19 protein-coding genes and 1 tRNA gene are annotated in these 21,089 nt (G+C 47.7%); 13 read left to right on the top strand and 7 right to left on the bottom strand.

The window, feature by feature from the left end; all coding sequences use genetic code 11:
* Nucleotides 1–379: 379 nt before the first annotated feature.
* The 13 genes from SSCH_RS04090 to SSCH_RS17325 all read left to right on the top strand — a co-directional run bounded on the left by SSCH_RS04090 (nucleotide 380) and on the right by SSCH_RS17325 (nucleotide 13,538).
* Nucleotides 380–1,768, top strand: coding sequence for an NAD(P)/FAD-dependent oxidoreductase (locus SSCH_RS04090; protein ID WP_044664366.1), 1,389 nt, complete (start codon nucleotides 380–382; stop codon nucleotides 1,766–1,768).
* A gap of 594 nt (nucleotides 1,769–2,362) precedes the next feature.
* Nucleotides 2,363–2,438: transfer RNA gene (locus tag SSCH_RS04080), tRNA-Lys, on the top strand.
* 623 nt (nucleotides 2,439–3,061) lie between these two features.
* Nucleotides 3,062–3,928, top strand: coding sequence for a formate/nitrite transporter family protein (locus tag SSCH_RS04070; RefSeq protein ID WP_044664363.1), 867 nt, complete (start codon nucleotides 3,062–3,064; stop codon nucleotides 3,926–3,928).
* Nucleotides 3,929–4,504: 576 nt separating this feature from the next.
* Nucleotides 4,505–5,806: a PucR family transcriptional regulator gene (locus tag SSCH_RS04065; protein WP_044664362.1), complete on the top strand. Its 1,302-nt coding sequence runs from the start codon at nucleotides 4,505–4,507 to the stop codon at nucleotides 5,804–5,806.
* Nucleotides 5,807–6,028: 222 nt separating this feature from the next.
* Nucleotides 6,029–6,202 carry a hypothetical protein gene (locus SSCH_RS18095; RefSeq protein ID WP_156972084.1) on the top strand — a complete coding sequence of 58 codons (174 nt, stop codon included), beginning with the start codon at nucleotides 6,029–6,031 and terminating at the stop codon, nucleotides 6,200–6,202.
* 795 nt (nucleotides 6,203–6,997) lie between these two features.
* On the top strand, nucleotides 6,998–8,164 hold the full coding sequence (locus SSCH_RS04055) for a uroporphyrinogen decarboxylase family protein (RefSeq protein ID WP_044664360.1): 1,167 nt from the start codon (nucleotides 6,998–7,000) through the stop codon (nucleotides 8,162–8,164).
* A gap of 15 nt (nucleotides 8,165–8,179) precedes the next feature.
* The gene (locus tag SSCH_RS04050; protein ID WP_044664359.1) at nucleotides 8,180–8,365 is read left to right on the top strand and encodes a hypothetical protein; all 186 of its coding nucleotides are present in this window, start codon (nucleotides 8,180–8,182) and stop codon (nucleotides 8,363–8,365) included.
* Between the two features lie 45 nt (nucleotides 8,366–8,410).
* On the top strand, nucleotides 8,411–9,040 hold the full coding sequence (locus SSCH_RS04045) for a cobalamin B12-binding domain-containing protein (RefSeq protein WP_044664358.1): 630 nt from the start codon (nucleotides 8,411–8,413) through the stop codon (nucleotides 9,038–9,040).
* Nucleotides 9,041–9,644: 604 nt separating this feature from the next.
* Entirely contained in the window at nucleotides 9,645–10,373 is a 729-nt protein-coding gene (locus SSCH_RS04040; protein ID WP_044664357.1) for a GntR family transcriptional regulator, read from the top strand.
* A gap of 176 nt (nucleotides 10,374–10,549) precedes the next feature.
* The gene (locus SSCH_RS04035) at nucleotides 10,550–11,215 is read left to right on the top strand and encodes a cobalamin B12-binding domain-containing protein (RefSeq protein WP_052835285.1); all 666 of its coding nucleotides are present in this window, start codon (nucleotides 10,550–10,552) and stop codon (nucleotides 11,213–11,215) included.
* Nucleotides 11,212–11,904, top strand: coding sequence for a DUF1638 domain-containing protein (locus SSCH_RS04030; RefSeq protein WP_044664356.1), 693 nt, complete (start codon nucleotides 11,212–11,214; stop codon nucleotides 11,902–11,904). The genes SSCH_RS04035 and SSCH_RS04030 overlap by 4 nt, the downstream gene beginning before the upstream one ends.
* Nucleotides 11,862–13,001 carry a uroporphyrinogen decarboxylase family protein gene (locus SSCH_RS04025; RefSeq protein ID WP_156972083.1) on the top strand — a complete coding sequence of 380 codons (1,140 nt, stop codon included), beginning with the start codon at nucleotides 11,862–11,864 and terminating at the stop codon, nucleotides 12,999–13,001. The genes SSCH_RS04030 and SSCH_RS04025 overlap by 43 nt, the downstream gene beginning before the upstream one ends.
* A 303-nt stretch (nucleotides 13,002–13,304) precedes the next feature.
* Nucleotides 13,305–13,538 (top strand): hypothetical protein, encoded by a 234-nt coding sequence (locus tag SSCH_RS17325; RefSeq protein ID WP_232294211.1) that lies wholly within the window; start codon nucleotides 13,305–13,307, stop codon nucleotides 13,536–13,538.
* 176 nt (nucleotides 13,539–13,714) lie between these two features.
* Here the strand turns inward: SSCH_RS17325 and SSCH_RS04015 are convergent, their stop codons facing one another.
* The 7 genes from SSCH_RS04015 to SSCH_RS03985 all read right to left on the bottom strand — a co-directional run bounded on the left by SSCH_RS04015 (nucleotide 13,715) and on the right by SSCH_RS03985 (nucleotide 20,548).
* Nucleotides 13,715–14,143 carry a PH domain-containing protein gene (locus SSCH_RS04015; protein ID WP_052835284.1) on the bottom strand — a complete coding sequence of 143 codons (429 nt, stop codon included), beginning with the start codon at nucleotides 14,141–14,143 and terminating at the stop codon, nucleotides 13,715–13,717.
* Nucleotides 14,144–14,145: 2 nt separating this feature from the next.
* Nucleotides 14,146–14,940 (bottom strand): ABC transporter permease, encoded by a 795-nt coding sequence (locus SSCH_RS04010; RefSeq protein ID WP_052835283.1) that lies wholly within the window; start codon nucleotides 14,938–14,940, stop codon nucleotides 14,146–14,148.
* Nucleotides 14,930–15,775, bottom strand: a complete 846-nt coding sequence (locus SSCH_RS04005; RefSeq protein WP_198142154.1) for an ABC transporter ATP-binding protein — start codon at nucleotides 15,773–15,775, stop codon at nucleotides 14,930–14,932. Before SSCH_RS04005 ends, SSCH_RS04010 begins: the two co-directional genes overlap by 11 nt.
* A 246-nt stretch (nucleotides 15,776–16,021) precedes the next feature.
* Nucleotides 16,022–16,330: a TM2 domain-containing protein gene (locus tag SSCH_RS04000; protein ID WP_052835286.1), complete on the bottom strand. Its 309-nt coding sequence runs from the start codon at nucleotides 16,328–16,330 to the stop codon at nucleotides 16,022–16,024.
* A gap of 268 nt (nucleotides 16,331–16,598) precedes the next feature.
* Entirely contained in the window at nucleotides 16,599–18,377 is a 1,779-nt protein-coding gene (gene pepF / locus SSCH_RS03995) for an oligoendopeptidase F (protein WP_232294210.1), read from the bottom strand.
* Between the two features lie 1,235 nt (nucleotides 18,378–19,612).
* On the bottom strand, nucleotides 19,613–20,242 hold the full coding sequence (locus tag SSCH_RS03990; RefSeq protein ID WP_044664351.1) for a hypothetical protein: 630 nt from the start codon (nucleotides 20,240–20,242) through the stop codon (nucleotides 19,613–19,615).
* Entirely contained in the window at nucleotides 20,243–20,548 is a 306-nt protein-coding gene (locus SSCH_RS03985; protein ID WP_044664350.1) for a hypothetical protein, read from the bottom strand.
* Nucleotides 20,549–21,089: the final 541 nt, after the last annotated feature.

Raw genomic sequence — 21,089 nt, 5'->3', positions numbered from 1 at the left:
AAACTGTTTGGATCATTTTTTTTATCCAACGACCAACGTACCAACCTGCTTGACTCCAAAAAACCCCGTTTGTTAATATTGATACAGGGTGGTGCCAGGCATAAAACGCAGGGACGGTTACGTTGGCAAATGCCAAAAAAGCGCCTGGCATCGACCCCTTTATGGGAAGAGTGATCCGAGAATGATCCGGGTGACGGTTTACTAGTATCTATCCGAAAAATGAACGTAACACGGGGACCGTCCTTTTGTCACGTTTTCATAAACCCTTGATTCCTCAGACCTCCGACTTCTGGCCTCTGACTTCCGTCTTTCAGTGCGGCAGCGAATCAAGCTCAAGAGGGATATCGGCGGCGACGGGGGGCTATCCAAAGGAGGAGCAATGAAAAAATACGACTGCATCATCATCGGTGCTGGTCCTTCGGGAATCTTTTGTGCTTTGGAATTGGTGAGACAAAAGGAAAATATAGATGTTTTAATACTGGAAAAGGGGTGCAATCTGCGGGACAGGGTCTGTCCGTCCCGGGAGAAGAAGGCCCCTTGTTTTGGCTGCGCCTCCTGTGCTGTTATTTCTGGGTGGGGTGGTGCCGGTGCTTTCAGCGATGGGAAACTGACCTATTCCACAGAGGTCGGAGGGATGCTGGGTTCCTACCTGGATAAAGATGATTTCGAAGAGGGCATTAAATATGTACATCATATTTACCTGGAGTTTGGAGCTCCGGAGGAGCTTTATGGTCTGGAAAACCAGGAAGAAATCGAAACACTGCAAAAAAAGGCCGCCCTGGCGGGTATGCGGCTTGTTCCGGCTCCGGTCAGACACCTGGGAACCGGACGCACCCAGGAAGTTTTGCAGCAGATGCAGGACTATCTTTTAGAGCGGGGAGTGGCCATTGAAACAAAAGCCCCAGTCGAATTTATCAAGGTCAAGGATGGGGCGGCAGCGGGTGTGATCACTTCGGAAGGTGAGGAGTTGGCGGCAGATTATGTTGTCTGCGCCCCCGGACGCTATGGATCCGAGTGGCTGGTGAAGGAAGCCCAGCGCCTGGGGCTGGAGATGGCCGTCAATCCCGTGGACATCGGTCTTCGGGTGGAGCTGCCCGCAGTTGTGATGGAAAAGATCACCGACCTGACCTATGAGGGGAAGTTCCTCTTCACATCCCCCACCTTTGAGGATCGTGTGCGCACCTTTTGCATGAACCCTTACGGTGAAGTGGTGATGGAGAATACAGATGGCCTGGTTACAGTGAACGGGCATACCCATGCTGACTATAGAACTGATTACACCAACTTTGCCCTGCTGGTCAGCAAAACCTTTACAGAGCCCTTCAAACAGCCTATCGCTTACGGGAAATATATAGCCAGCCTGGCCAATATGCTGGTAGACGGGGTGATCGTCCAGCGGTTGGGAGATTTAATTAAAGGCCGCAGGTCAACTGATGAGCGCATCGCCAAAGGCCTGGTGATCCCTACACTGCAAGAGGCAACCCCTGGGGATCTCTCCCTGGTGCTTCCCTACCGCCATTTCTTGGCGATCCTGGAGATGCTGAAAGCCCTGGATCAGGTGGCTCCAGGTGTTTACTCCCCTCATACCCTTCTTTATGGTGTTGAGGTGAAGTTTTACTCCTCCCGCCTGGAGGTTTCCCGAACTCTGGAAACAAAGGTCAACAATCTTTTTGTTGCCGGAGATGGTGCCGGAATCACCCGCGGCCTGGCACAGGCCTCCTTGAGCGGTGTGATGGCCGGCCGCGAGATTGGGGTCAGGCTTGAGTAATTTACTTACTGTTCCCGTGACATTCGCAAGGAGATCACGAACGAAAGAGATCGTGAAAGAGATCGTGAAAGAGATCACGAGAACTGACACTTGTGAGCTGCAGGCACCTTGGAAAATATGATAACTGGTGCCTGTCACCTGGGAAAGAGTTGGAGCACCTGACTTTTAATCAGGGTGTCGCAGGTTCGATTCCTGCATGGCTCACCAGGAACCTCGATCACACCTACAACCTGGGGGACATAAATTTAACCCTCTCCGTTCAGCCTGTCTTTCAAGATTTTGTCCAACACTTTTACTTTTTTTAATTTTGCTCTGGTCAATGTAATTGTCTCCTGTCCCATAGTGACATTATCTCAGAAGAGTTATGGGATGACATTTTCCCTGATGAGTTATACCATGACATTATCGCAGATTAACAATAACAACCCAGATTAAAGATGTTGACAGAAGAGCGTTTCTATTGTAACATATCATCTGTAAAAACGCTTGCATGCAGCGCAGCATATACAAATTATGGGCAGGAGTTGCATTTAAGCCCTTTTGAGGTTGCGAGGCTGTAACATAGACAATAGAACAGCATCTGAAAAAATGCATGGGCCATTAGCTCAGTTGGTAGAGCACCTGACTTTTAATCAGGGTGTCGCAGGTTCGATTCCTGCATGGCTCACCATTTATCAAGCTTCCAGTATGGAGGCCTTTTTTATTTGGTGTTTTGATCACAATCCATTTGATTTTTATTTCTGAGCCATCCCTGAGCCATCCCTGGGCTAATACAGGTGTGGGCGCTAGGCGTGAAGATCCCCTGATCCCCACTGATTCTCGTGACCAATGTTCCGTATTTACGGTATGACCCGCCGTTTTTTCGGTAAAATACGCTAGTCATTTTAACAAGAATCCCTTACCTACGCTTTTTTCCACGCGGCTGATATTGGCACGTGATTTGCTAGTATATAATTAGTTCTTTCTTTAAATAAAAAAACAAACAAACAAAAAGTCGAGGGATCATCATGGCAATCAATTGCGAGCACTGGAAAGAGTACGATTCAATCAGCGGACCTATCAGTTATTGCGAAATCACAGCTTTTGGACACAAACTAACTGCCGAAGAACTAGAGAAGATCGGCTGTACTGAGGAAAAGCGTAAGCTCTGTGGAACAGTAATGAAGTTTAATGTTGGTGCAGCAGTAACACCAACACCAACACACACACCCATATCTGACCAGGCCCCTGCCCCGGTGGTCATTCCCCCTTCTTGTGACTCACCTAGGGCGGTTGCTGCAACTACGGTAGGGAATGCCGAAAAAAAGGACAACATCCCCATTCTACAGTCTGCTTGTGCTGGGAATCCTGGCAGGTTGCTATATTGCTCTGGCCGGTTCCTTATCCACAGTTGTCACCAACGACCTGGCAAGATATGTAGGAGACGGCTTATCCCGGCTCATCTCCGGCCTTGTCTTTTCACTTGGCCTGATCCTTGTGGTCATCGGTGGTGCAGAGCTGTTCACCGGCAATACCCTCATGGTAACAGGGTGGCTGGAAGGAAAGATCAGCGGCAGACAGGTGGCAAGAAACTGGACAATTGTCTTCTTTGCTAATTTTTTGGGATCGATATTGATCGCCTGGTTTTTCTATCTCAGCGGTGTTTGGGAGATGAATGGTGCCCTGGTCGGCGCCAAATCGGTTTTGACTGCCAATGGCAAGGTTGGCTTAACATGGACAGAAGCCTTAGTTCGGGGCATCCTCTGTAACTGGCTGGTTTGTCTTGCTGTATGGCTGTCCAGCGCCAGCAAAGATGGAATCAGTAAAATATTTTGCATTGTGTTTCCGATCACGGCTTTTGTCGCCTGCGGATTTGAGCACAGCATCGCCAATATGTTTTTTATTCCGACAGGGATTCTTCTCAAGAGCCAGCCAGCGGTATTGGCCGTGGTAGCTCCAGTTCTGGGAACCGATCCGGCGGGTGCAATGTCAGCACTGGCGAATCTTAACTGGGGTTCGTTCGTGTTCAAAAACCTGATACCGGTAACAATAGGAAACATTATCGGCGGCGCTATCTTTGTCGGTACTTTTTACTGGAGTGTTTTCTTAAAACCCTCTTCGAGAAAACCGAAATTACTGGTCAATTTCGCAGCAATGTTGACGCGGTTATTCACAAATTAAAACGGGGTGTAAATGGGGCAAGGATTTCTTGATTTCTTTATTTGATAGTGGTTTTTTAAGGGGTACTTCCTGGTGGAGGTACCCCTCTGCTTATGAATGGAACAAGGGAACGGTTCTTGATCCGGTCATGAGCCGTGTGATTTTGGATCAGAAGAAGCGTTAGACTGTGTGAAAACTATTTATCCCTCATTAACCCGCTTACGGCCAAATTGCGGTTGTTTTTTGGGGATAAGTGGCGACAATTAACCTGCTATTTCAGTTATGTCTCCCACTTCCGGCTGATGAACTGGTGGTTTTGGGAGTTGTCACACAGGCTGCCGTTCCTTTGATCCATATGATCCGCTTGGATCAAAGGAATCGTCCCTCTGAGCCATATTTGGCTTTATAATGGTTGTTCCGAGCCCCTGCCTTGTGATATACTGAACGCGGTTTTAATCATATTTTGCTACAATTCGTCGATATTCAGCAGATAAAAGGATAGCAGCAAGTTGTATTTTGAATGGGAGGCAGTAATGATTACTGAAACCTCCCGCATCCCATCTGCTGACCCACCATCCACTAAAACGGGAGACAGTAATGATAACTGAAACAGGAGAAGCTCTGTATCATGTACTACTCAATCTTGTACTGAGGGAGAAAGGCTTAGGTGCCCTGGCAGCTGCCTTTTCCAGTGTTGTAAATTCAACAATAGTTATACTGGACAGTGAGTTTAATTTACTTGCGTCTTCCGATGAATCGACTACCCATACATATGAGAAGCTTAAAGCCAGGCTGCTGGAAAAGTATCCCTATTTCTGCAATCAGGGAAGAATAGTAGAGTTAGACGATGTACAATGCCTGTCCTGTTTTTTGCAGCCTGTACAGGCTGGCACAGAAATCTTCGGATATCTTTGTATCCTGGATGACGCCCGAAAAATAGATGCTATGGATGTTACAGCAGTGGAACAGGCGGCGCTGGTAATGGCCTTAGATTTTCAGAAACGCATAGCAGTCGAAGAGATAGAGAGGCGTTATCTAAATGACTTTGTTAGGGATTTGCTGGAGGGGCGGATGGAATCGAGGTCCAATGCCCTTCATAGGGGTACTCTTTATAAGTGGGATCTCACGAAACCGCAAGTGCTGTTTGCCATCAAGCTTGTGACACCTTTAGGACAGGGAATTTCCTACGCCAGTATTGAAGCCAAGATGCACTATCTTCAGAAGCTTGAAAAGGTGATCAGGAGTGTAATTATCGCCCACTCTAATAGGTACTTGGTTGCACACCTCGGTGATGTCAATGTGATGCTTTTGATCCCTAAATCAGAAACACCGGCATCAATAAAAGAGGAGTCCATACAGATCGCCAGGCGTCTAATTCCTCAATTACAAAAAGGTATAGAAAACCATGACATGGTGGTTAAGATAGGCATATCTAGGGCCTGTTATGACTTTTTTGACCTGCCAACAGCTTTTCATGAAGCTGTTGAAAGTATACAGATGAATGTGGAGATGGATTTATCTCATGAGATCGTGCATTACGATGACCTGGGGATTAACAGGCTTCTTTTACGCATAACAGATACAAAAGAATTGGAAAAATACTGTGAAGAGCATTTGGGTGAACTGATCAGGTATGATGAAGAACATGAAACCAGTTTGCTGAAAACCTTGAGTGTAGTGATTGAGACCGATGGAAACATGAAGAATGCGGCCGAAAAGTTGTTCATTCATTACAATACACTGCGTTACCGGCTGCGCAGGATTAAAGAGCTGGCAGGGATAGATTTCAGTTCATGGAAGAAGGTAGCCAGGGTGGTGTTGGCCATCCAGGTGTATCATATTATTCAGGCAAGAAAAAAAGGTGAAGAGGCAAGGCGGGCACCCTTTGTCAAACCGTGACAAGATCCGGTCTGCAAGTTTGGTTCTTCTTTCTAATGACAACAATCCACAGATGATGGTACGATACAAGTAAGCAATGAGGCCCCCTTGGGAGACGATGCAAATACCATGTGTGGCAGCAATTCCCCTAATTTCCCTAATTCCCCCCTAAACAGATATAGAATTTCGTCTCCCAAAGTTATTATATAATTTTTATAAATACATGAGGGAGGGTGCGTAGCTGTGGAGCAGGAAGAAATTGCTAGAAAACTTGTGGAAATATCTGAGGAAATTGATATGGTAAAGCAGCGAATAATATGGATACTTTCAAGACAGAAAGACAGCAGCAAGGTTGGTAATGAAAGTGAAGGTCAACGGGCAAATAATTATGAGAGGGGCTTTTTCAGCCTCGATTAAAGGTTTGGGTAAATACATCGCAGCGGCTGGAGCGCATCCGGCCGTTTTTGTGGTCTCCCTTTTCCTCTGTTCTTCTTTTTTACCACGGCATGCTGGTCGGCATACCGGTCTGCTGAGCAGTTCTCGCCCCAAAAGCCCATTTCGCTGTTCCGCTTGTTGGAGCAGTAGAACCCACACAGCTGCTGAGCATAATCTTGTCCCAGTGATCCCACCACGCTGTTCCGTCTGTTTGGAACAACAGAACCGTTCCTTGATTCACCCGATTCCCACGCCTAATTCATGATACCACGTACTTCCATATCAACTTAGGTTTTGTTTTTTAAAAATGGAGTTTTGGTTTAATCCATCGCGGTTTTTCCGTGTTGCTAACCCGTGAGGTTTAGCTTTGCTCCTTTCATCAATTTTGAAAGCATAGGAAACCAGCCATACCATTGCGGTGATATCATAGTCGGTTGGTTGTCAAGTAACTTTTACACCCATTTACTTCCTACGTGAATTTGCCGTGACCCGATTCCAGTAGTTAGAAGAAAGGTTCCTCTGATCCGGATTTGCCTTATTTATCGATCCGCCGACTCCTTTTCCGCGATGTTTCCTCGATACATAATTGTTGACGTGATATTAAAAACATGTTATTCTGTATATACCGGTATATACAGGTATAGTTAAGTTTAAGAAATACCAATATGCAACAAGCATAAAGGGGAGGGGTGATTAAGAAAAAGAATTATCGGTCGACAGTCGACTGTAGAGTCGGCAGCAAATCGGTAAAACTTATAAAATGGAGGTAGTAAATTTATGAGTGATAAGGAAAAGCTTTATCAGGAGCGCTTAAATCGGTTTGTTACGGCGATGGATGTCGGTAAACCAGACAAGGTGCCCATTCGGCTGAACCTGTCTGAATTTTTGGCCAAGTACGCGGGTTACACTCTTCAAGAAGTTTACTACCGGATGGATATAAACATTGCCTGCTCAACCAAGTTTCTTGAAGATTTTGATGTAGATACTGTGGTTGGCCCTACCAGCCTGTGGATGGGCGGGCTCCACGATGCCACAGGAGCCAGGTACCTGAAATTCGCCGGACGGGAATTGGAGCCCGACAAACAGTTCCAGTTTCTCGAGTCCGACTATATGAAAGCCGAAGACTATGATGACTTCATAGCAAACCCCACCAAATGGATTCTGACAACTTTTCTTCCCCGTATACACAAAGAGTTTGAAGACCCTTATCGGGCGCATCTATCCTTGATCAAGGGAGCCGCCGGAATGGCTATCAATCAAGGGATGCTGGCAGAGGCCGGACAGCGCTGGGCCAAGGAATACGGAGCCCCCGCCGCAATGTCCGGAATGACCAAGGCTCCATTTGATACCCTTGGTGATACCCTGCGTGGTTTGAATGGGATCATGATGGACATACACATGCGTCCGGACAAGCTGCTGGCTGCGGTGGATATCCTTGTGGATCACAATATCTATTACGGTATGGCAACTGCCGGCGGTGACACCGTTTTACCACTCTTCATGCCGCTGCACCGGGGCAGCTATCCCTTCCTTAACCCAGAACAGTGGGACAAGTTCTACTGGCCGACCCTGAAAAAGGTCATTGAAGGGCTGTGGGCACAGGGCAAGAGGACACTCTTCTATGCGGAGGGCAACTGGACACCGTATCTGGAGAAGATCGCAGAACTTCCAGACAAGAGTATCGTCTTCCATGTGGACATGACCGATATGAAAAAGGCGAAGAAGATTATGGGCGGCAGATTCTGCATCATCGGCAATGTTCCCAATACCATGCTTGCTTATGGGACCCCCCAAGAAGTGAGTGACTACTGCAAGAAGCTCATCGATGAGGTGGCCGCGGACGGCGGCTTTATCATGGACGCCGCGGGGGTTGTCCAGTGGGATGCCAGGGAAGAGAACGTGCGGGCGATGATTGAAACAACTCGTGAATACGGAGTTTATTAAAGGAGGCTGGGAGCAATGGCAACATCAAAGTGCGGCTGTGGTGATCAAAAGCAGGGACTGCCCCCGGGGGTTTGTTTTCCCTGGGAAGAAAAAGTGAAAGATATTGGAACTATTGTCGGGGATGAGAGTATTATCAAAGGCGAATGGGACAATCTCGAGGCTTTTGCTTATGTTTATCTCTGGTGGTGGGTGCAGCGCTAAGCTTGTGAGTTTCGGAACCTTGAAAATAAAGGGAGGAGAGCATTGATGGCCAATCTGATAGATGAACTGAAAAATGCGATCGTTGAACTTGAGGCTGATAAGGTGGTCAGCAGTGTAAAAGCCGGCCTGGATGAAGGGTTAAACCCCCTGAGCCTGGTGAAAAGTCTCCAGGCAGGGATGGTGGAAATCGGTGACCGCTTTGCCAAAGGGGAATACTACCTGAGTGAGCTGATCATGAGCGGTGAGATCATGAAGAACGCCATGGCCCTGATTGAGCCGAAACTCGCCGGCCTTGACCAGGAGCATAAAGGCAGCATTGTCATTGGCACCGTACAAGGGGACATACACGACCTTGGCAAAAACATTGTGGTTATGCTTCTCAAGGGAGCGGGCTATAATGTGGTCGACCTGGGTGTCGATGTGCCGGCTGAAAAGTTCATCGAGGCAACCAAAGAGCACAAAGCCCCCCTGGTGGCGATGAGCGTTCTGCTGACCGGATGCCAGGATCCGATGAAAGATACCATTAAAGCGATCAGAGATGCCGGACTGAACGATGTCAAGGTATTGATCGGCGGCAACTATGTGGACGAAAAAGTGAAAGAGTACTGTGGAGCCGACTATTTCGGAACCTCTGCAGATGAAGGAGTCAAAGTTGCCAACCAGATTTTTGCCTAACCGGGGTCAGGCTTGAGTAATTGAGTAATTTACTTTCTGTTCCCGTGAGATCCGCAAGGAGATCACGAAAGAGAGCATGAAAGAGAACACAAGCACTGTCCCGTGTGAGCTACAGGCACCTGGAAAGACATGATAAGTGGCGCCAGATTTAGCCGGTGCCTGTCACCTGGGAAAGAATGAGAAAAAGTTCCTTATTAAATGAATCACAAATGGATCAGGAGAACCGTCCCCGTGATCTGTGATTCACTGTAAATCAAGAGAACCCGGTACAGCCCGGGTTCTCTTGATTACTGGGAACGGATCAGAGCAAAGGGTGAGACGAACCGTCCGTCACCCAAACCGACCAACCTGTCTATACAAATTGACCAAAAAGGTGACTGTCACCAAAAGGCTCAACCTGTCTATACAACTTTATCAAAATGGTGACAGTCACCAAAAGGGGTAACTTGTCTAGACAACTGCGGGAAAATGGTGACCGGGAAAATGGTGACAGTCACCCGGGAGATCAGGATAACCGTCCCCCTGATCTCTCTGATCTCTAAAGGATTGACGAAACTGGCAGAACAGTGTAACCTAAAAATAGAACTATAATGGATGTGATAAAGTGCAACCTTTGTATCATCGTATTGCAGAAGATATGATAGAGCGCATCAAGGGTGGGGAATTGAAGCCGGGAGATATGCTCCCATCTGAATCCCAGCTTAGCGCGGAATACAGTACCAGCAAGATGACCGTGCGCCAGGGATTGAGCCTGCTTGTGCGGGCTGGATACCTGCGGTCAGTACCAGGTAAGGGGAATTATGTTGAACATCCCCGCTATGATCTGCTGACCATGCACTTCGATGAGATGGATATTGTCGGTGATTATCCTCAAGGGGTGAAGCTGCTGGAGGCAACCATTGTGGCTCCCGACCCTCTGGTCCAGGATAAGCTTGGCCTGACCGAAAAGGATAAGGTAATCGTGTTAAAGCGGCTTCTCTACACAGAGACACAACTGGCTGCTTATGATATCAAGTATATGCCCTATATCAAAGGAAAGCCATTGATCGAGAAAGAGATCCAGTACATACCTTTCGCCAGGATGGTTGCCAAACATGGTGAACTCTTTTCTGTGAAAAATGAAGTTACCATCCTTGCTGCTGCTGCCGACCAGGAAGTCGCACCTATGTTAGAAACTTCGCCGGGCAGCCCACTTTTGGTGATCGAGCAAAAACTGCTGTCAGCTGAGCAGAAACCCATAGGCTGGGGCAAGACCTACTGTCTTTCCGACTGTATGCAGCTGCACGCAGTATCTGCACAATTTATTCAAGACAAGAAGCTTCTCAACCTGTAGTGATTTGTTGAGTGATTTGTTGCGATTTGTCTACTTTGCCAGGCATTCCAGGCATTCTAAACAACAGTGATTTATTACCCGACACCATACGTTGTGCACTTCTTCCATATACACTGAATACTGAAGCTTCTCAATCCGTTACCCGGCTTTTACGCAAGAAAAGGGGGACATTAATATTGGGCAAAACCCAAATGATGCTTGTTACTGCTGTGGAAACACTGGACGAGGAGAAGGTAGTGCGGTTAGTAAAAATGGGTCTGCAAAGGGGAGTTGATCCCCTTGATATCATCGAAGATGTGCGCCATGGGATGGAAAGGGTCGGAAATCTTTACGAACAGGAGAAATACTATATAGCTGATCTGATTATGGCCTCCCTCATTTTCCAGAGGGTGCTGACTATTATTCCAATTGCTCAAAGCAAAAAGGGGCTGAAACCCCAGGTAGTGATCGGGACTGTTGAAGGAGATATTCATGATATCGGCAAGAACCTGACAGCCGGGCTGCTCAGGGCAAGAGGTGTCGGGGTTGTCGACCTGGGGGTCGATGTATCCCCGCAGGAATTCTTTAATGCCCTGCAGGAAACCGGTGCAAAAATCCTTGGCCTCTCCGGGCTCTTGACCTCTTCGTATGAGGTCATGCGCAAGACGGTCAGTGCACTTACAGATGCCGGCCTGCGCAGTGAGGTGCAGATTATGATCGGAGGCCTGGTTAATGAAGATGTTCAGCAGCATGTGGGTGCCGATCACTGGATTATAGACTGTGCCAAGGGTGTTGAGTTATGTCAACAGATCTTGGGTATGGGTGTTAATACATATACAGAGTCGGCGGTAAATGTTATATGACAACAGCTATTGCTTGTGAAACAATAAAAGATGAAATACTCTATGTGTCCAGTAAGGTTGATTGCCATTTCCCTTTTATCTGGCTGCCTTCAGCACTGCACAAATTTCCGGATAAACTTCGGTACCAACTCCAAAGTGAGATCGATCAGCTGATAGATGAGGAAAACATCCTGCTGTTATTTGGGTATTGCGGCAACGCGGTGCTGGGGCTCTCTTCTGAACGCGCCCGCTTGATCATCCCTAAAATGGATGATTGCATTTCCCTGCTTTTGGGAGGCAATGAGCGCAGGAGAAATCTAGGGAAAGAAGGGTGTGCCTACTATCTCACCAAGGGCTGGATGAACAGTGACAGCGGTATAGCCACAGAATACAACCGCTGTGCGATGAAATACGGCCACGAAAAGTCACAAATGGTTTTTAAGATTATGCTGAAGGGATATCGAAGCCTCGATGTGATTAACACAGGTGTCGATAAACTGCATGAATTGATTGAAGCAGCCAGGGGATTTGCAGATATCCTTGATCTGGATCACAAGGTGGTGGAGGGCACACTGGATGTGCTTTACAAGGCTCTGCTCGGCCAGTGGGATGAAGATTTTGTTGTTGTAGAGCCCGGAGAAAAGGTCACCTTTGAGCATTTTGACTTTTGTACTCACCAGTCAGGGATGCCGGATGTGATCTCTATTTGAATCCTGAACAGCGACTGCAGACAGCTATCTCTCTAGGCAAACCGGACCGCATTCCTTGCGCCCCATTGATCGAGAGTTATGCGGGGAGAAGGGCGGGCCTGTCCAATTATGAATTTATGTATGATTACCAAAAGGCGGAATGGGCATTTGATCAACTGTACCGGCAGTATCCTCTTTGGGATGTAATGCGCTCCGTCTATTTTGTATTCCACGGGCCTGTCCAAAAAGTCATCGGTTACATGAAACCGATGATGCCCGGTGTTGACCTGCCCGCAGACAGTGAGTACCAGATGGTGGAATACGAGGCTATGACCCGCAGAGACTATTACTTCATCTTGGAAGCCGGATACCACGCCTTTCTTCATCGATACTGGAAACGGGTGCACCAGGTGAATAGTGAACAGATCGAAAAAGCCAACCGCCTGATGAAGGAGATTTTACAAGGCCAGATCAAGAATGCCAGAGCCCGCGGGCAAACTTTTCTGTACGGCGGCTTTACTGTTCTAGCACCCCCAACCCTCAGCCTGATGCGCTCTTTTGAACAGTTTATCAGGGATATGTACCAGATACCATCCACCCTGGAGCGTGTGCTGGAAAGGATGACCGAAGCCCTGATAGCTGATGCTATTGCCAGTGCCAGAGAAACAGGAATCCCCAGAGTATTCGTCGGAGCGGCACGCCTTACTGGCCAGCTTATATCAGTGCCACTCTTCGAGCGTTTTGTCTGGCCTTACCTCAAGAAAACCGTTCTCGATCTACTTGCTGCAGGTATCACTCCTGTCCTCCATCTGGACAGTGATTGGACGACAAATCTGGAGTATTTCCTCGAACTGCCCGCAGGCAAGGTCGCCATCGAACTGGACGGCACCACAGATATCTTCAAAGCCCACCAGGTGCTCAGCGGCCACACCTGCATTATCGGAGATGTAGGGGCGCCCCTCTTCACACTCGGCACCCCTGATCAAGTACAGGATTACTGCAGGAAACTGCTCCAGGAGATCGGAGGAGACGGTGGCTTTATCCTCGGCTCAGGTTGCCACATCCCCATCCAGGCCAAACACGAAAACGTAGACGCCTTCTTCCAGATGATGCAGTGACGGGATCACGGGGAGATCAGGGAGACGGTTCTCCTGATCTGTTTTCGTGGATACATCTGATCCACATATTTTCCGGTGACTGTCACCGTTTAGCCGAATCTGTATATACAGGTTACCCGTTCCGGGTGACTGTCACCAAAAGGCCTAACTTCCAATGTGCAGACGGTGAGCGGTTTTTTTGGTATAATGTGATTGCGAAAGTCGGCATAGCGTAAATGCCATGCAGACCATCACATAAATGTTTTCTTACGTTACCGCCGCTAAGAGGCTGTATGACCAAAAACAGCTTATTGTGAACACTGGTTGTATCAGAACAGAGAAGAAGGTGACATCATGGCTAATCAGGAACGCCAATGCTATCTCTACATATGCCCGAATTACCCCCGTTGCTGCCGCGCGAAAGGGCGTGGTTGTTCCCTGGAACGCGATGAGGAGCAAGAGAAACTCTGGATTCAAGAAGAGGAATGCAATGAAGAGAATGGCTACCCCTTCTTTGTTGAGGACACAAGAACGAAGAGATATCGCAGACCTGAGTAAGCCGGCGTTTTATGTTCGCCCAGCATGTCTGCTGAGCCGGTGGATCCGCAGGTGACTGTCACCATTTAGCGTAAGTTGTCTATACAAGTTGCCGCCCTGGGTGACTGTCACCGTTTAGCATGCTCTTTTTTCCAAAGGCATGCCAGTTTGCTGGTCCGCCAGCATGAGGCCCAATCTCATAATCCTTCAAACTCCGCATTAGGACATCTTTGTTTCAATTCGAGGACAAAAGCGAAAGAATCCAGAGGGGAGACCAGTGTCACACCGCCGCTATATTTAATTTCCAGTCTATCCAGGGAAAGAGCGGCGCCGCCCTGAAGAGAGCTGGTGTGCTGAACCCTGCGAATCTTACCCAGCGGTATTTTTTCGTAGAATGGCCCACACCTAACCTCCAGTGTTTTATCTGTAATAGTATAACCTGTGCCAAACCAAATCCAGCCACAAAAGGCCAGTGAAGGGATAAAAATAAACAGAAAAGGCCAGGTTTCCTGATCCTGAACCACAAACCATATGGGAAGCAACATAGCGCTCCAAATTAAAATGCCCAGCCAGAGGTCTTTTTTTGATTGAAAATGCATTAACAGCAGTTCCTCTCCGGAGGACATAACTACACCTGCAGATCCCGTTTCCCCACCGTCATCACCCCGATCAAGAGCAGCACAACCGTTACTGCCAATAGTACACCCACATGCCCCAGGTCTAGCCCGTGGCGCAGGGGGTCCACTTCATAATAGTAATAGAAAAGAGACAGCTTTTGGAAGGGCTCCACCGATTCCGCCAGGGGAGCCATACTGTTGAGGAAGTAGGCGATCACCGCCAGGGCACTGGACACACCGGTGCTCAAGGCGCGCCCGCCGGTGGCACATCCCAGGGCCAGGGCCAGAGTCCCAAAGGCCATTGCCAGCAAGAAGACACTGAAAATTGCCTCAGCCAGTCTGGACAGATTGACTTCAAAATCTGCTATGGCAATACCGGCCACAGTTGACACCCAGAGGATAACGGCCAGGAAAAGGGTTGACATCAACATCGCGACAAACTTTTCCAGCACAAAACGCCGCCGGGTAATGGGGGTGGAGAGCACCAGATCCAGTGTACCCTGCTCCTCTTCTCCCGCCACAGCGGCACCCCCCTGTAATATCGTAAAGATCAGAAACAACAATGGCATCATAAAAGAGAACAGTTCGGTATTGATGTACCCCTCAGGGGAAGTGAGGCTCATCTCCCCGAACATGGCCTTCAGGGCCGGCGGAAGTTCCCGCATTATCTGATCCAGTTCCGGAGAACTGGCGATAGAAGGGTAAAACAACATCGTATAAAGCGCCAGCGCCGCGATACCGATTGACCACCAGAAAAGGGAGCGGCGCTGATCCCGCAGCACCTTCCTGACTACACTAATTGACATCTTTTTCACTCCCTTCACCGTAAAAGGCCATAAAGATCTCATCCAGATGCGGCTCATGGCTGATCAGATTGGTGACATTATACTGTGCCAAAGTTTTGATCAAGGGGTCCAGGGAGCCCATGATCTCACAACGCATGATGCTGTTCTCCCACTGCAGGTTCCGTATCCCAGGCACAGCCCGAAAAGCGTCTTTTTCCACCGCGCCCTCAAAGTGAATCTCCAGTCTCCGCAAGGCCCTTTCCTTAAGGCTGGCGATCTCCTCGATAGCAATCAGCCTGCCCTCCCGAATGATCCCCGCCCGGTGGCATACCCTTTCCACCTCCGGCAGGTTGTGGGAAGAAAGGAATACTGTCTGCCCTGTTGCACTGGCCTCAGCAATTATTTTATAGAATTCATGCTGAACCAGAGGGTCCAAGCCAGATGTGGGTTCATCCAAAACCAGCAGTTCAGGTTGATGCATCAGGGCCTGGATCAGCCCGATCTTCTGCTTGTTTCCCCGGGAAAGGGTGCGAATCGGCCGCGACAGATCACAGTCCAGCCTTTCAGCAAGCTCCTCTGCAAACTCTAGGGAAACCCCTCTCCTGAGAGAAGCCATATACTGCAGCAAATTTGTACCGGTCATGTTTTCATACAAGACAAGTTCGCCGGGAAGATAACCACAGCGGTGCCTGATCTCCACACTGTCTTTGACCGTATCCAAGTCGAAGACCGATGCACTGCCATCCGTCGGGCGCAGCAATCCCAGCAGCAGCCGGATTGTCGTGGTTTTGCCGGCTCCGTTGGGTCCCAGGAAGCCGAACACTTCTCCTGTGCGCACCGAGAGGCTGAGCTCCACAATACCTCGCTGCTTTTTAATAAAATTTTGTCAACTTTTCAGTATTGATGGCAAAGTCGTCCATTAATCTGCCTCCAATTCATAATTTCATTAAGTCAGACAGCGGCCGGTTAGACGGCTTGTAAAGCAGGGGGGTATGCGGCGGCCAGTTAGAAGGCGGGCTTAGGCAGTGGTGTAATGATTCCTGAATATTGAGATGATAATTGCGCCAAGTTTAACGCCAAGTTTATCAAGGCATGAGAAAAATTAATCTACTAGCGGGCGTCCTTTAGCATCCTGGTTAATCGAACCGGTCAGAATCAGGATACCTTCAATAAAACCCCAGATGGCACCAAATCCGACAGTAATTAATGTCACGAATATTTGGGCTATTCCGATACCAATATAACCCAGATAAAATCGATGAATTCCCCAACCTCCGAGAAAAATTCCTAAAAGTCCTGCTGCAAGTTTTGATTTTGCACCTTCAGGTAGTGGTTTAGCGAGTTTAACACCGCAATTCAAACAAACTTCAGCTGATGGTTCAGTTTCAGCGGCGCAGTGTTGACAGTACATTGTTCCGGCTATAGGTGAACACCCGCATGCCACACATATTACAGCTTGTTCGGGAACTTCTTGACGACAGTTACGGCAATACATATTTCCCTCCTTTTGAAGTAATTAATAGCAATGTATTTCTACATAAACCATGCTATTCCTTGTTATTATAAAAAGTTAATTAGTTAATAAATAAGCAGCCCTTATTCATTCTAGTTTAAGTTGCCTTAAATTGCGGTATTCAAAAGATAACACCTGTTGTCGATGCCTTCTGTTGTGTGCTTGTTCATCCGACACCACTTAGAGCCTCCAGCTCATCCAGCAGGCCGGAAAAGCGGTTGATGGCGTCCTGCACCGGATGCGGGCTTGCCATATCTACTCCCGCCTCCTGAAGCAGGTTGAGAGGGTAGTCAGATCCCCCCTTGTTGAGGAAGGAGAGATACCTTTCTACTGCAGGCGTCCCTTTGGTGAGGATCTGCTGCACTAAAGAGACAGCCGCGGACAGGCCGGTAGCATACTTATAGACATAAAAAGCGTCATAAAAGTGCGGAATTCGAGCCCATTCCATGTCAATTTCAGCGTCCACAACCATCCCCTCCCCATGATAGGCGGTGTTTAACTCATGGTAGGCCTCTTTGAGGAAATAAGATGTCAATGCTTCGCCATTTTCCGCCTTTTCGTGAATAATTTTTTCAAATTCCGCAAACATCGTCTGCCTGAACAGTGTGCCGCGGAAGATCTCCAGGTAGTAGTTGAGCAGATAGATTTTCTTATCCCGCTCATCCCGATCAGAGGTGGTTTGCAGGAGATGCTCCATCAGCAGTGATTCGTGAACAGTGGAGGCCACCTCCGCGGTAAAGATGGCGGGATGTGAGTAGATAAAGGGCTGCTCCTGGCTACTATAATAAAAATGCAGTGCATGTCCCATCTCATGAGCCAGGGTGAAGGCGCTGTCCAGGTTGTTCTGATAATTTAGAAGAAGAAAGGGATGCACTCCGTAGATGCTGTCACAGTAGGCACCACCGGTTTTCCCCTTCCGCTCATAAAGATCCACCCACCTGGAACCCAGCCCCCTTGACAGGATTTCCAAGTAAGAGTCCCCCATAACGGCGACACCGTTTTTCAGCATGGCCACAGCATCGGGGAAGGGTATCACCCACTTGACATCCTCTGCCAGAGGGACATAAATGTCGTACATGTACAGTTGGTCAAGCCCGAGGATTTTTTTGCGCAGCTTCATATAGCGGTGCATTTCTCCCAGATTAGATCTGACAGTCTGCACCAGGCTGTCATAGACAGCAGAAGGAATATGATCCGCAAAGAGGGCGGCAGACCGCGCAGATTGGTGGCGGCGCACACTTGCATAAAAGATATCCCTTTTTATAGCTGCGTTCAGGGCAGAGGCGAAGGTGTTCTCCAGCTTCTGATAGGTTCCATACAGTGCTTGAAATGCCTCATACCGCACCCTGCGGTTCCTGTTTTGCATGAGTTTAATGAAGTTGCCCTTAGTGACCTCAACCTCATTCTCCTGATCATCCCTGATTTTCGGAAAGGTGAGATCAGCGTTGTTGAGCATTTTAAAGAAATCATCCGGTGTGCGGGTGATCTCCCCCGTTCTGGCTACCAGTTGCTCCTCTATGCCAGTGAGTGTGTGCGGTTTTTGCCGAAAAACATCATCAAGGTAGTGGCAGTAAAGGGCAAAGCGAGAATCATGTCGGAAATTAGAGACTGTGCCCTCAGGAAGCGACAAGATTTCCGGAGTAATAAAGGAGAGGGCTGTTTCCACCCGTGTCAACAGAGCCGCTGCCCGCCCAAAGAGAGCCTGAGCCAAAGGGTTGGCGTTGTCCTCATCCAGCTTCATCCTGGCGTAACTGTGTACTTTGACAATCAGCTCCTGGATCTGAGCACTTAAATGAAGCGCACCGAAAAAGGAATCCGCGCACTCTCCAAGCCTCACTTGGAATTCCCCTGCCTCCGATAGCAGCATTTCCACCTTCCCGAAGTCTTTTTCCCATTCATCCTGGTTTTGATAGATGTCTTCCAGGTTCCATCGATCTTTTTCCAAAACAATCACCTCTTATAATGGGGTCAGGCTTGAGTAATTTACTTTCTGTTCATTACATCGGTTTGCTTTCGGATGCCTGCTATTATTGTCGGGCTTGAGTAATCTACTTTCTGTTCCCGTGACATCCGCAAAACAATCCGACAGTCGAGTGTCGGATTGTAAGCTGCCAAAAGAACTGTCACGAGAGGTTACCACGAGAGCTGCATTGAGCACTGCTACAAGAACTGCAGCGAGCGCTGCAAGAGTACCGCCATGATTACCATCACGAATAATGCCACGAGAGCTGCGAGTAACAGCCATGAGAACCGCGACGCGTACTGCGACGAGAGTTGCCATGAGTAGCAACGAGATCCGCCACGAAAACTGACGCAAGAACTGCCAGCCTGCCCTGTATAAAAATCGTTATTTTACACCTGCTGAACTCAATATTAGTATGCCATAAAATGAGAAGTTCTGCACATGGGGCTGGTAAGGCTGAACGTTAGATGTTAGATGATTTAGATGGTGACTTTAGATGGTGACAGTCACCCCGAACTGAAATTTCTGAAATTATTTTAGTACTAAATACCCAGGTGCTATTGGTGGTTTGTGTTTGTCATTAGGTAGTTGGTAAAAGTTCAAGAGAACGGTTTTCGTGAATTTTTCTGTGAACTGTCCGCATAACAAAGGTGTCTGCTTAGAGCTTATTGCCAGGCACCTTTAGTTCGGGTAAACTCGCTGGTGCCAGACATCTTTGTTAAAGTGGGTCTGTAATCTAAGGGCAGTTTTTTTCTCTTCGAGCTACTAGCCAGGCACCTTTGTTAAAGTGGATCCTTGTGTCTTGTGATACTTAACGCTTCAGCGAATCCCGGTGCCAGGCTTTTTTGAAATGGGATCAGGAGATCAGGAGATCAGGAGAACCGTCAGACTGTGTGACAACTCCCCAAATCACCAGTTCAGCGGCCAGAAGTGGGAGACATAACTGAAATAGCAGGATAATTGGTGTCCCTTATCCCTAAAAACAACCGAAATTTGGTCATAAGTGGGGGGATGGAAAGAGGCAAAATGGTTATTCACACAGTCTGACGTCCCCCTGATCCACCTGGGGACAATAGAAAAGGGCTGCCTGTTGTCCAGGCATGCCCTCTTTGAAACGAAGGGATGATAAGGTTGTTTTTTTATGGATATGTGGTGTGGTTTCTGTGGAATCTAGTTGTCTGCTGCGAAATTTGCTGATTTAACTGGCTTGTTCAGTGCTATTTCAATTCGTTTAATGTGTCATCCAGTGTATCCAATCCGTTTAGTGTTTCCTCCAGTGCTTGGATTCTCTCGTTCTGAGCTTTAATGATATTGTCCAGGTCTTCGACCAGGGCTTCTTTGTTGCCGGCTCTCTTATTGCGTTTCATGTTAGCCATCTGCTTGTTGTAGCAGATCCGTTCATTTCTCAGTTCAGTGTTTCTTTCCTTGAGTTGCTTCAGTGATTCGTTAATATTAGCTGCCTGATCCTCGCCAAGCTCTGCGTTTTCCTGGTTCCGCTGCTGCTGTACACACCTTTTCATATCCTGGCATCTGCTCTGGATCTGTTTCTTCAACTGCTTGCACTTATCTTCGTTTTCCTTGATGGTTCTGTTTCGTTCTCTGATTTGCTCCCGAAGTACTTTTGCGTCTTCCCCAGGACCAAACCCCTGTCTGCTGCAGACCTGGTTCTCATTCTGTGATTTTTCCTTAGCCCCCAGGTTAACTTCGATTACTTGGTTTTTATTCTGGTGCTTGTTTTCATTGCTACCATTGCTCCCTTTGGAGTTTCCCTGTCCGGCATAAGCCACACCGGTGAAAAGCAGTGCGGTAATAGCTGTTAAAACCACAATCCATCTTGCCTTATTCATTTAATTCCCCTCCTCATCAGGTAATTCTTTTGTATCTACTTCATCAAGTTCGTCGAGTGCCTTGATGAGGCTGTCGAGCTGCCGGTCAACTTCTTTAAGCATCTCATCCGCCTCTTTCTCTGATGCCCTATTATCGGTTTTGATGACTAATTCAGAGTCATTTGAATCACCGCTGCTGTCACTGTTGTTTGTCTCCACCTGTTTAGGTGTTTCGGGTGATGCTGTTGTTTTGTTTTTGCAGTAACAAGCGGTGCCAATTGCCAGAACTAATATTACAATAAGAGCAACCAGAATCTTTTTATTCAAGGCTTATCACTCCATGGTTTTAATAAGGTTGTGCCCGCACCTCTCATCCCCTTCCAGAGATATTTTAGATGCGGATTGTAAAAATCATATAACACAAATGTAAACAGTTTGTAAACTCTGGGGTCAGGCTTGAGTAATTGAGTAATTTACTTTCTGTACCCGTGACATCCGCAAAAGAAAACACAAGAAAATGTTCCCGCAATCCTATCAGACAGGCGACAATCACCAGATAAGAGAGAGAATTTCATAATTCAAAAATCAAAGTTTAAACAAAAATTAACAACTGGACCACCGCTTTTGATTAACAAATAACGGCAGCGCATGGAGCATTACTGGTAAATAATAGCTACTAGTTACAAAAAGGCAGACACCACCCCCTTGGTAATTAAAGTGCTTTCTTGATTAGAATTAAGCTGCTTTTTGTTCTCTTTCAGTCTGTATTGACGGCTGTTACTGTAGCTATCAGCGCTATTGCACAAAGGTAGGCGTGAGTTTCTACCTTTTTAGTACCCTGAACTGTAATGCTTTCTAAACCTAGATG

The sequence above is a fragment of the Syntrophaceticus schinkii genome (assembly GCF_000946815.1).
GTDB classification, from domain to species: Bacteria; Bacillota; DSM-12270; order Thermacetogeniales; family Thermacetogeniaceae; genus Syntrophaceticus; species Syntrophaceticus schinkii.
Note: the sequence above shows the minus strand (reverse complement) of the source record. Positions and strands in the feature narration are given on the sequence as shown.